The organism is Arthrobacter sp. B0427-1-12 (assembly GCF_059092905.1).
Genome location: NZ_JBNHIC010000186.1, coordinates 1 through 654, shown reverse-complemented (window position 1 = coordinate 654; position 654 = coordinate 1). Strand labels below are relative to the sequence as shown.

General features: G+C 65.3%; 1 protein-coding gene. It reads right to left on the bottom strand.

What is annotated here, in order from left to right; genetic code table 11:
- Positions 1-99: 99 nt before the first annotated feature.
- On the bottom strand, positions 100-654 hold a 555-nt coding region (locus AC5RWU_RS24480), incomplete at its 5' end, for a hypothetical protein (protein ID WP_493986764.1).

Below are 654 nucleotides of genomic sequence, written 5' to 3'. Positions count from 1 at the left end.
GTCCTGTTCCTCCTTGGTCGGCTCTTCTTCGTGCGGGCTCGTCGAACGCCTTGTCGAGGTCGTCCCGGCGAATGCGGGCATCCCGGCGTGGGATCTTTCTCAGTGGGCGATGAGCAGTTTTACCGCCACGATGATGCTGGCGACGACGGCCAGGCCGATACCGCCCCACAAGGCCCCTGCGCTGGCGGACCTGCCGCTTTGTCTTTGGACGACAAGACCGATGGAGGCAAGGCGGAACAGGATCAGAGTGGCTGCTGCGGCGAGGCCAAGCCGGTCCTCAAGCCTCACCAGGGCCGAAAGGCTGACCACGGCGGCCGGCATCAGCCCGGACGTCAGGATCGGGACAGCATCGCGCAGCTGGTGAAGCATTTCCTTGCGGGAGAGTTTGCCGCCCACCGCGGAGGCACTGAAACCGTGCGCGAGAACGTGGGCCAAAAAGGTGGTCAGTGCTGTTCCGAGGATGTAGAGGAGAGCTTCGCCGGTCCGGACCGCGGACGGAGTGGAGGCGACAATGGCCGCCAGTACCAGAACGTTGCCGTACACGTAGGCGGAGATGCGGCTTACGGCCCGGAGTGGATTCACCTGCCCGCCCGCCCGGTGGTGCAGGCGGATGGACCATGGTCCGCGATTGGTCATGGCCACAGCGTAGACCGG